Raw genomic sequence first — 11,634 nt, forward strand, 5'->3', positions numbered from 1 at the left:
CTGGTCGCCCAGCTTGCCCGCGGCGATGGCGGTGCCGAAGTACCGGCCGCTCTGCTGTGCCGCGGCGGCCAGCGTGCTCGCCGCCGCCTCCGCGGGAACCGGCGCCATCAGCGCCGCGCCCACGACACCTGCGAGACCCACGACACCCGCGGCGCTCACGGCGCCCACGATGCCGCGGAGGACGCCGGAACGCCTGTGCGCGGATGAGAGTAGAGCCTTCATGCCCATGCCTGACTCCATACTGAGATCACGGGAAGGGAAGTGTGCGGGAACCCGGCCGGCGACGCCGCGCCTCGGACCGGAGGCGCACACCACGATGGCGTCATGACCGGCGGCCCTCGCCGATCACCACATCGCCCGGGGCCGACCGCTCCGGAGATCAGTGTGGAAACGTAACCGAAACATGTCAATACCTAGACGAAACTTTCGGATCATCGGTTCGGAGCCGGTGCTTGAAGATTGCTGTTCTTGGGTCGCCGTAGTGGGATCCGCTCAGAGCGGCGCTGCGGATACCTGCGGATTTCGTCTGTGAAAATTTCATAGCGTGGCCGCAAGTTGCGAATCCAGAGCGTTGGCTGCTCAGATGGCCGACGGCTGCCCGGCGCGGTCGTGTGCAGGATCACGGTCCTTGACGGCGTCCGGACCCGTTGTATTTACTCCTCGCCATCACCGCCCAGGACGCCGGGGTGTCGAAGGAGGGCCGCACCACGGATGTTAGCGCTAACATGAGTCCCCGTCATGAGTTGCGCGAGGTCGTCGGACCCGGGCGGCACCACACGCCCGGGTCGCTTCCCCGGGGGATCGGGAGAAGGGGCGACCGCCACCCGAAAAATCAGACAAAACGATAAGAGAGGCTTTTGAGGAAGATATTTCTCAAAGTGGATGTGTAGTGCTCGGGGTCGTGAGAGTCCACCGCCGCCGCCCCGGTGCCGGACGTCCGAGGAGACCCCCGCCGAGGAGTCCCGCCGGCCGCGACCGCACCGGACCGCGACAGGCCCGCACCCCGGCAGCGATCACGCTGTCCTGTGGCGCGTCGGCGGTCGGCGAAGGTTCCGCTCGACGAGAGCCCGTCCATCGACGCCGTCCGGCCGTCCGCACCCCGGACCGTGCCGGGTTCCGCGGAGGCGGTGGTCCGCCCAGGGCCCTGTGGAGTCGCAGGTCGCGGACCTGTTCCGCTTCGATGCACATGATGCCATTTCAGGGCATACGCCACAGAGTTTGTCGGCATGGAGGGCTACCTTGTCCCGTGTCCCTTGAGCGCGTGACGCGTAGCCCTTTGCGAGGTATCTCCATGTCCCTGGAACGGACGCTGACCTGCGTCAGCGGAAGCTCGGCGAAGTTCTGGCAGGTGAGCCAGGAGGGCACCGAACTGAGCATCCGGTACGGGCGGCTCGGCACAGCCGGCCGGACACAGGTCAAGTCGTTCGACACCGCCGAGGCCGCGGCGGCGGCGGCCGGGAAGCTGGCGGCCGAGAAACTGCGCAAGGGTTACGCCGAGGACGGCGTGCCGGCGGCGACGTCACCGGCGCAGGCGATCCGGGAGCAGGCCCCCGGCGCACCGGCTCCGGCGCAGGTGGCCCGGGAGCAGGCCCCCGACGGGCCGTCACCTGTGCGGGCGGCCCCGGAGCGGGCCCCCGGCGCCTCGGCGCAGCGGCCGGCCGGGGCCGCCGGCGAAGACCTCTTCACGATACCGGCGAGCTGGGCACGGAGCCTCCACCCGCGGCGGGGCGGCGTGGAGGTCACGGTGAAGCGGCCCGACGCGGGCGCGCCGGCGAAGGTCGCCGCGGCACTGGCCGAGTACCGGCGGGCGATCCTCGACTCCTTGGAGCTGTGCTCCGACCCGGCGATCGCCGAGGCGGGCACGGCCTACCTGGCGGGGGCCGCGACCCCGCTGGGCGCCGCGGTCGCCGCGGAAGTGGTGGGCGTGTACGTGGACCGGCAGGACACGGCGACGCTGCCCGCGTTCGCCGACGCCTGGCTGCTGGAGCACGGCCCGGCGTTCGCGGCGGTGGCGGTGGCCGAGCTGAGCGCGCTGCACTACGGCGACGACCACCACTACTACAGCAACTACAGCGGCGGTGCGAGGCCCGCCCTGCCGATCCGGCGGCTGGGCGCGAGCGACCGCCCCGGCCGCTGGTGGAGCTGGAACCGGACGGAGGCGCCCCTGCGGATCCGCGCCGCCGTCGCGGCGGCGCCGGACGCCGGGTACGCCGAGGTGGTGGCCGCGCTGGCCCGGTGCCGGGAGAGGGGCCCGCACCAGCGGGCGGCCGCGTCCTACCTGGCGCCGACCGAGACCGGCTGGGTGGACGCGGACTGCGCCGAAGCCGCCAGAGCGAACCCGCACCTCGCCGACCTCCTGATCGCCTCCGTCAGCACCTCCGACCAGGCGGCGCTGATCGCGGGCCGCGTCTCGCGTTACCAGGTGACGCGGAGTCTGGCCCTGCCGGCCACGCTCGTCGACGGCATGGGCGCCGCGGCCGTGCCGGTCCTGGCCGGCTGGTCCGACGACGCCTACGGCAGGGAGGACCAGCGGCGGCTGCTGGCGGTGATCGCCGAGCTGCCGACCGACGAGGCGATGCGGGTGCTGCTCGACCGGATCGAGCACAAGCACGTACAGCCGGCGCTCCTGCGGGCGGCGGCCCGCTTCCCGCGCCGGGCGATGCGGATGCTGGCCGTGTCGGGCGGCAAGGTCGCGGATGAGCTGCTCCGCGCCCACGTGCTGGGCCACCTCGACCTGGTGGACGAGGTGGCGGCGGAGGCGGGCGACGCCGCCGCGCGGCGCATCAGCGCGATCTCGGCCGCCCTGACGGTCGCCGTCGCTCCGCCGGAGGCCCTGCCCGAGGTGCTGGCCAGCCCGCCGTGGACCCGTCCGCGTACGGCCCGCGAGCCGGCGGTGGTGGGCGGCCTGGTGTGCGCGGACGAGCCGGCGGTGGCGTGGGCGCCGGGCGAGCGCGACGCCTGGCGCTCCACCCGGCCGGACCGGGGCCGCTACGGCGACCGCGACTGGGAGCGCATCGCCGCCGGCATCGCCGGCACCGGGTCGCACGACGTGCGATGGTACGAGGAGGCGGATCTGTTCACGGCCGGGCCGGAGGAGCTGGCCAGGCCGCTGATCGGCAGGTGGCGCCCGTCCGACCTATGGGGCGCCTCCGACTGGATGCGGGTGGTGGCCGCCCGCTTCGAGCTGGCCGCGCTGCCCCTGGTGCTCGACAGCGCCCGAAAGAGCCCCGCGACGATCGCTCCGGCGCTGCTCCCGTTCGCCGGCCCGGAGATCGCCGTGCTGATGGCCGAGTGGCTGGACCGGCTGAAGTCGGTGCGGGCCACCGCGCTGTCCTGGCTGGCGCGGCACCCCGGCGCCGCCGCCCGGGCGCTGGTCCCGCCGGCCCTGGGCAAGCCGGGCCCGGCCCGCCGGCAGGCCGAGCAGGCCCTGCGGGTGCTGGCCGCGGACGGCGGCCGCGACGCGGTGACCGAGGCCGCCGCGGAGTACGGCCCGGCCGCCGCGGCCGCGATCGCCGGCCTGCTGGCGGCGGACCCGCTCGACGCGCTGCCCGCCAGGATCCCGGCGCTGCCCGACTGGGCCGATCCGGCGCTCCTGACCCGGATCCAGCTGCGCGGCGGCGCCGGGGCACTGCCGGTCGAGGCGGCCCGCCACCTGATGACGATGCTGGCGATCTCCCGGCCGGGCGACCCGTACGCCGGCGTCTCCCTCGTCAAGGAGGCATGCGACGGCCGGAGCCTCGCGGACTTCGCCTGGGACCTCTTCCAGCGGTGGCAGACGGCCGGACACCCGTCCGGGGAGAGATGGATGATGGACGCGCTCGCGCTGCTCGGCGACGACGAGACCGTCCGCAGACTGACCCCGCTGATCCGGACCTGGCCCGGCGAGGGCGGGCACAACCGGGCCGTCACCGGCCTGGACGTCCTGGCCGCGCTCGGCTCCGAGGTCGCGCTGATGCACCTGCACGGCATCGCCGAGCGGGTCAAGTTCAACGGGCTCAGGAACCGGGCCCGGCAGAAGATGGCCGAGGTCGCCGCGGAGCTGGGCCTGGAGCCCCAGGAGCTGGCCGACCGGCTGGTGCCGGACTTCGGCCTGGCCGCCGACGGCAGCATGGCCCTGGACTACGGCGCCCGGACGTTCACGGTCGGCTTCGACGAGCAGCTCAAGCCGTACGTGGTCGACTCCGGCGGCAAGCGGCTCAAGAGCCTGCCCAAGCCGGGCGCCAAAGACGACGCGGAGCCGGCGGCCGAGGCCTACCGGCGTTTCGCCGGGCTGAAGAAGGACGTCCGCACCGTGGCCGCCGACAACATCCGCCGGCTGGAGCAGGCCATGGTGGACCGGCGGCGCTGGAGCGTGGAGGACTTCACGCGGCTGCTCGTCGGCCACCCGCTGCTCTGGCACATCGTGCGGCGGCTGGTCTGGGGGTACTACGGCTCCTCGGGCGAGCTGCTCGGCGCGCTGCGCGTGGCCGAGGACCGCAGCTTCGCCGACGTCGGGGACGAGACGCTGGCCCTGCCGGACGGCGTGGTCGTCGGCGTCGCGCACCCGCTGGAGCTGGCCGGGACCCTCGGCGCCTGGGCGGAGGTCTTCGCCGACTACGAGATCCTGCAGCCGTTCCCGCAGCTGGGCCGGGAGGTCCACCCCTCGGCCGCGGACTTCGACCCGGACGCGCTCACCGGGATCCCGACCGGCCGGGTGCTCGGCCTGGAGCGGCGGGGCTGGCGGCGCGGCGATCCGCAGGACGCCGGCTGGCAGGGGTGGATCGAGCGGGACCTCCCCGGCGGCAGGATCTTCACGGTCGGCCTCGAGCCCGGCGTCGCCGTCGGCTACGTCGAGACGGAGTCGGAGCAGACCCTGCACGTCTCCCGGGGGGACTTCGACGGCCTCGACCCCGTCACCGCCTCCGAGATCATGCGCGACCTGCGGGAGCTCGTCCGTTGACCCCCTCCCCACGCCCGAACGCGGGGTCTCCGCGCTGCGAGGAGACGCGATGAACGACCACGTCCAGCGGCCCCCGGCCGAGGTGCGCCACGCCGGCGAACTGGCCCGGCTGCGGGAGAACGACGACGGCGACCGGCCGCCCGGCTGGGCGCTGAGCCTGCGCGCCGCCCGGAGCTTCGTCATCGGCGACGAGAAGCTCGGCATCAGCCGCAAGTTCGTCGGCGACCCGTCACTGGTCGACCGGGCCCTGGTGACCCTCGCGACCAGCAGAGGGCTCATGCTGGTCGGCGAGCCGGGCACCGCCAAGTCGCTGCTGTCGGAGCTGCTCGCCGCGGCGGTCAGCGGCACCTCGACGCTCACCGTCCAGGGCGGCGCGTCCACCACCGAGGACCAGATCAAGTACTCGTGGAACTACGCGCTGCTGGTCGCCGAGGGCCCGTCGGCCCGGTCACTGGTGCCCGCCCCGCTGCTGCGCGGCATGGCCGAGGGCAGGGTGGTGCGCTTCGAGGAGATCACCCGGTGCCCGCTGGAGGTGCAGGACTGCCTGCTGTCGCCGCTGTCGGACCGCGTGCTCGCCGTACCCGAGCTGACCGGGCCGGAGTCGATGGTATTCGCGAAGGAGGGCTTCACGGTCATCGCCACCGCCAACACCCGCGACCGCGGCGTCAACGAGATGAGCGCCGCGCTCAAGCGGCGCTTCAACTTCGAGACGGTCTTCCCGATCCCCGACCTCGACACCGAGCTGGCGCTGGTGGAGGCGGAGGCCACGGCGCTCCTGCGGCGCTCGGGGGTCGGCGCGCCGCCCCGGCGCGACGTGCTGGAGGTCCTGGTCACCGCCTTCCGCGAGCTGCGCGAGGGGCGGACCGGGCGGGGCGACGCCACCGACCGGCTGTCCGGGGTGATGAGCACGGCCGAGGCCGTATCGGTCGCGCACGCCGTCGGGCTGCGCGGCTGGTTCCTGCGCGGCGAGCCCGGCACGGCGGCCGACCTGGTGTCGTGCCTGGCGGGCACCGCGGCCAAGGACGACCCGGAGGACCTGGCGAAGCTCCGCAGATATCTGGAGCAGCAGGCCGGCGGGCGGCACGGCGACCAGTGGCGGGCCCTGTACGAGGCCCGCCACCTGCTGCCGGGCTGACGATGACCACGACGCCCGCCGCGACGTTCATCGGCGTCCGGCACCACAGCCCCGCCTGCGCCCGGCTGGTCGCCGACACCGTCGCGGCGCTGCGGCCGGCGTACGTGCTCGTCGAGGGCCCGGCCGACATGAACCACCGGCTCGGGGAACTGCTGCTCGGGCACGAGCTGCCGATCGCGGTGTACACCGGCTACCGCGACTCCCGGCGCCGGCACGGCTCGTGGGCGCCGCTGTGCGACCACTCCCCGGAGTGGACGGCGCTGACCGCCGGTCACGCCGCCGGCGCGCAGCTGCGCTTCATCGACCTGCCCGCCTGGCACCCGGCGCTGGCCGAGGTCCGCAACCGCTACGCCGACGCCGAGGCCCGCCACGCCGAGGTGACCGAGCGGCTCTGCCGTGCCTTCGCGGTCGACAACGTGGACGCCCTGTGGGACCACCTGTTCGAGATCGAGCCCGCCGACGGGCTGGCCGAACGGCTGGCCGCCTACTTCGACCTGGTGCGCGGCGACGCCGAGCCCGGCGCCGACGACGCGGCCCGCGAGGCGTACATGGCGCAGTGGGTCCGGGCCGCCGTCGCCGACGCGGGCGGGCGGCCGGTCGTCGTGGTCACCGGCGGCTTCCACCGCCCCGCGCTGGTCCGGCTGGCCGAACGGGGCGAGCGGACCTGGCCGGAGCTGCCGGAACCGCCCGGCGACGCGGTCGTCGGCAGCTACCTGGTGCCGTACTCGTTCCGGCGGCTGGACGCCTTCGACGGCTACCAGTCGGGCATGCCGTCGCCGGGCTACTACCAGCGGCTGTGGGAGTCGGGGCCGGAAGAGGCCGCCCGCGCCCTCACCGAGGCGGTGGCGCTGCGGCTGCGCGCCCGGAACCAGCAGGTGTCGACCGCGGACCTGATCGCCGCCCGGGCCACCGCGGACGGGCTGGCGCTGATGCGCGGCCACCGGCATCCGGCCCGGGTCGACGTGCTGGACGGCCTGGCGAGCGCCCTGGTCGGCGAGGCGCTCGAGGTCCCGCTGCCCTGGGCGACCCGCGGGCGGCTGCGGGCGGGCACCCATCCCGCGATCGTGGAGATGATCGCCGCGCTCAGCGGTGACCGGACCGGCCGGCTGCACCCGTCGACCCCGCTGCCGCCGCTGGTGCACGCCGTCGCCGGGCAACTGCGCCACCACGGCCTGGACGGCTCCGCCGAGGTCCGCCTCGACCTCGGCGAGGAGACCGGCCGGGAGCGCAGCAGGCTGCTGCACCGGCTGCGGGTCCTGACGGTCCCAGGCCTGGCGCGCGAGTCCGGGCCGCACCCGGAAGGCCCCCCGGCGCTGGTCGAGCAGTGGACGCTGACCGACACCGACGACCGGCTGCCCGCCCTGATCGAGGCCGCCGGCTACGGCGTGGACCCGCAGGAGGCGGCCGCCGCCGCCCTGGCGGAGAGGATCACGGCCGCGGACCCGGACGGACTGGCCGGCCTGCTGTTCGACGCGGCGCTGTGCGGCGTCGGCGAGCTGACCGGGCGGGTGCTGGACGACCTGAGCCGGGCCGTCGGCGCGGCGGCCGACCTGGGGTCGCTGGGCCGTACGCTCACCGTCGTCCTGGCGATGTGGCGGCACGGCGACCTGTTCCGGACCAGCCGCAGCACCACGCTGGGCGCGGTCATCGCGGCCGCCGTCCGCCGGGCCCTGTGGCTGGCCGAGGGCGCGCGGGGCGGCGCGGCGCCGGCCGACTCCGGGCGGATCGGCGCCATGGTCGCGGTCCGCGACGCCCTGATCCACGCCGCGGCGCCGCTCGGGCTGGACACCCGGGCGGCGCTGGGGGCGGCCGACCGGATCGCCGCCTGCTCCGCGGCCCCGCCCGACCTGCGGGGCGCGTCGTTCGGGCTGGGCTGGTCGCTGCGGGGTGCGGCAGCCGACCCCGCGCGGGCGGTGCGCGGCGCGTTCACCCCGGCCTCGGCGGGAGACTGGCTGGCAGGGCTGTTCGCACTGGCCCGCGAGGAGGTGCTGCACACCGACGGGATGCTGGAGCTGCTCGACGAACTGCTGGCGGCGATGACCGACCACGGCTTCCTGGTGGCGCTGCCTGCTCTGCGCCAGGCGTTCGGCTACTTCCCGCCCCGCGAACGGCACCTCATCGCCACCCGCCTGCTCCGCAGGCGCACCGGCTCCGGCCGGGACCTGATGCGGCTCGACGCGGCGCCCGAACTGGTGGCGGCCGGCATGGCGCTGGACGAGCGGGTCGACGCGGCGCTCCGCAGGGAGGGACTGATCTCGTGACCGTGCCCGTCCCGGCCACGAGACCGGAGGAAACGACAGAGCCGGGGGGACCGCCACGCCCGAGGGAGCCCGTCCCGGCCACGAGACCGGAGGAGACCCCCATGACCGATCCCGTGCTCGAACGCTGGCGGCTGCTGCTCGGCGAGCCCGGCGGCGCCTGCCTCGGCGGACAGCCGCTCGACGAGCGGGCCGCCGCCCGTGACGCGGCCCTGGACTGGCTCTACGGCCGCGACGACGACCTGCGCAGGCGAGGCGTACGGCGCGGCGGCCCCCGCCGGGGCGGCACCGGCCCGTCGGCGCCGGCCACCGCCGGCTGGCTCGACGACATCACGCGGCTGTTCCCGAAGGAGACGGTCGAGCGGCTGCAGCGCGACGCGGTCGAACGCTACGAGATCCACGACGTGGTGACCGACCCGGCCGTGCTGGAGCGCATCGAACCCAACCCGGCCCTGCTCAGGGCGGTGCTGCGCACCAAGCACCTGATGAACCCGCAGGTGCTGCGGCTGGCCCGGCGGATCGTGGAGACGGTCGTCCGGCAGCTGACGGACCGGCTCGCCACCGAGGTGCGGACCGCGTTCTCCGGCGCGAGGGCGCGCCGTCCCGGCCGGCTGCGGCAGGCCCGCGACTTCGACGTCACCCGGACCCTGCGCGCCAACCTGGGCCGCTACCGGCCGGACACCGGCAAAGTGGTGATCGAGACCCCGTACTTCTTCACCCGCACCCGCCGCCACCTCCAGCAGTGGCAGGTGATCCTGCTCGTCGACCAGTCCGGGTCCATGGTCGGCTCGGTGATCCACTCGGCGGTCACCGCGGCCTGCCTGTGGGGGCTCCCGGGCGTGCGCACCCACCTGGTCGCCTTCGACACCGAGGTCGTCGACCTGACCGCCGACGTCGACGATCCGGTGGAACTGCTCATGAAGGTCCAGCTCGGCGGCGGCACCGACATCGCCCGCGCGGCGGCGTACGGCGCCGGCCTGGTCGACCGGCCGCGCAGGGCGATCGTCGTGCTGATCTCCGACTTCCACGAGGGCGGCGACCCCCACCGGCTGGTGCGCGTCGTCCGGGGCCTGGTCGAGCAGGGCACCAAGGTGCTGGGCCTGGCCGCCCTCGACGAGCGGGCCGACCCGGACTACGACCGGGAGCTGGCGCAGCGCCTGGCGGACGCCGGAGCGCACATGGGCGCGATGACACCCGGCGAACTGGCCTCCTTCGTCGCGGAGCACGTGGGCCGATGAGGACCGACCTGCTCGCGCTCACCGCCGACTCCCTCGCCGCGCTCACCAACCGCGGGCTGGTCAAACGCGCCGCCAGGGAACTCGACGGCGCCCTGCCGCGGCTGCGCGCCGACGCCGACGGCACGGTGCACGGCGAGTTCCCCGGCGGCCCGGCCGCCAGCCTGCCGCCCGGCGGCCTCGGCGCCGGGCGGTGCACCTGCGGCGCCACCGGCGTCTGCCGCCACCTGATCGGCGTGGTCCTGGCCTACCAGCGCGCCGGCCTGCCGGACGGGGAGCCGCCGGCCGACGGCCGTGCCGGTGAACCCGGTGAGGAGCCCCCGGCCGGCGGCGGTGCCGGTGGATGCGGTGAGGAGCCCCCGGACGGCCGGCGCGCCGGCGGGCCCGGCGCGGAACGCCCGGCCGCCCGGCCGCGTGCGCCCTGGTCACCGGGGCAGGTGACCGACGACGAACTCACCGCCAGGATCGGCGCCCGCATGATGGCCGCCGCCCGCCGCGCGGAGCGGGCCGGATACACCGCCCGGGTCCGCCGCGCCACCGACGCCGATCCGGTGCCGCAGGTCGAGCTCGCCACGGCGACCGTGCGCTTCCTGGTCCCCGGCGACCTCGGCTTCGTGCACACCGACACCGTCGCGGGCAGCCGCGACGAGGTCATCGCCCTGGCGGTCTGGGCCTTCCGCGCCGCCGACGGCAGGCATCCCGGCGCACCCGACGTGCGCCTCGACGTCGGCGGCGCCGAGGCGGGCGCCGGCTCCGGGCTGGAGCGGGCGCTGGCACTGGCCTCCACGGTCCTGCACGAGGGCGCGACGCATCTCGGGCGGAGCCTGGACACCGCCGTCGCCGACGTGCGCCGCCACCTCGACGACGCCGGTCTGCGCTGGCCGCTGCTGGCCGTCGACGACCTCGCCGAGCAGCTGACCGCCTACCACGACCGCAGCGCCCACCACCGCCCGGAGCTGCTCGCCGGTCACCTCGCCGAGCTGCACGCCCGCCACCGTGCGGTGACCCGCCCGGGCGCCGCCTCGCGCAGCAGCGTGCTGGGCACCGCGGAGGCGGCCGAGACACCCCTGCGCCGGGCCCGCCTCGACGGCCTCGGCTGCCGGATCCGGGCCCTCGGCGACCGGCGGATCGCCGAGGTGTACCTCGCCCACGGCGCCGGCTCCATGGTGCTCGTGCTCCGCCGCCACTGGGACGGCGACGCCGGCGGCGCGGAGCCGGCACGGCGGCGGGTCGCCACGACCACGCTGGCCGCGCTCGCCACCGGCAACGTCGTCACCGAGTCCGCCGTCCGCAGCGCCGGCCGGACGGTGCGGCTGGCCACGGGACGGATCGCCGCGACCACCGTCAGCCCCTCGCGGGGCGATTGGGACGAACTGCCGCCGTCACTGGTGGTGAGCGACTTCGCGGCCCTCGCCCGCGAGCTCGACGCCCTCGCCCCGCGGCCGATCCGCCCGCGGGTCGAGGCGGAGCTGGTCCGGGCCGTCGCCGTGGCCGGGGTGGAGTCCGTCACCTACGCCCCCGGTGACCAGCGTCTCGACGCCGTGATCATCGACCGGGCGGGCAACCCCGCGGTCATCAGCGCCACCCACACCGCCGCCGCCCCCGGCCGCCTCGACACGCTGGCGGCCGTGCTCGCCGGCGCCGAGGGCGAGCTGCGCTTCGTCAGCGGCATCGTGCGCAGAGCGGCCGGGAGCGTCGTCATCGAGCCGGTCGGCCTGGCGGCCGGAGACCGGGTCGTCGTCCCCGACCTGCGGCCCGCCGGGAGCTCCGGCGGGCTCGCGGCCGCGGACGCGGGCCCGCGCGAGCCGCTGCCCGCGGCGCTGGCCGACGCCCGGGACCTGCTCGCGGAAGCGGCCCACCGGGGCCTGAGCCACCTGCCCCCGACGTACGGCGACCGGCTCGCGGCCGCGGCGCGGCGGCTGGCCGCGCTCGGACTGCACCGCGTCGCGCAGGCCGTCACGGCCTTCGCGGCGACGCCGGCCGGCGGCCGCGACCAGGCGGCCGAGCAGGCCTGGGTCGACGCGTACCTGCGCCTGGAGCTCGCCCTCGACCTGTGCTGACCGGCCT

The 11,634-nt window shown here is 75.7% G+C and carries 5 protein-coding genes; all 5 read left to right on the forward strand.

All coding sequences use genetic code 11. The features are described 5' to 3' along the window. Positions 1 to 1,291 precede the first annotated feature (1,291 nt). The 5 genes from ACFOWE_RS31555 (at position 1,292) to ACFOWE_RS31575 (ending at position 11,627) form a co-directional block, all read left to right on the forward strand. Positions 1,292 to 4,939 (forward strand): WGR and DUF4132 domain-containing protein, encoded by a 3,648-nt coding sequence (locus tag ACFOWE_RS31555; RefSeq protein ID WP_377294334.1) that lies wholly within the window; start codon positions 1,292 to 1,294, stop codon positions 4,937 to 4,939. 49 nt (positions 4,940 to 4,988) lie between these two features. Beyond that, positions 4,989 to 6,074, forward strand: coding sequence for an ATP-binding protein (locus tag ACFOWE_RS31560; protein WP_377294336.1), 1,086 nt, complete (start codon positions 4,989 to 4,991; stop codon positions 6,072 to 6,074). Between the two features lie 2 nt (positions 6,075 to 6,076). After that, the gene (locus ACFOWE_RS31565; RefSeq protein ID WP_377294338.1) at positions 6,077 to 8,335 is read left to right on the forward strand and encodes a DUF5682 family protein; all 2,259 of its coding nucleotides are present in this window, start codon (positions 6,077 to 6,079) and stop codon (positions 8,333 to 8,335) included. A gap of 101 nt (positions 8,336 to 8,436) precedes the next feature. Continuing rightward, positions 8,437 to 9,570 carry a VWA domain-containing protein gene (locus tag ACFOWE_RS31570; RefSeq protein ID WP_377294340.1) on the forward strand — a complete coding sequence of 378 codons (1,134 nt, stop codon included), beginning with the start codon at positions 8,437 to 8,439 and terminating at the stop codon, positions 9,568 to 9,570. Next, positions 9,567 to 11,627 carry a hypothetical protein gene (locus ACFOWE_RS31575; protein WP_377294342.1) on the forward strand — a complete coding sequence of 687 codons (2,061 nt, stop codon included), beginning with the start codon at positions 9,567 to 9,569 and terminating at the stop codon, positions 11,625 to 11,627. The genes ACFOWE_RS31570 and ACFOWE_RS31575 overlap by 4 nt, the downstream gene beginning before the upstream one ends. The last annotated feature ends 7 nt before the right edge of the window (positions 11,628 to 11,634 follow it).

This window comes from Planomonospora corallina, assembly GCF_042650625.1.
Lineage (GTDB): Bacteria > Actinomycetota > Actinomycetes > Streptosporangiales > Streptosporangiaceae > Planomonospora_B > Planomonospora_B corallina.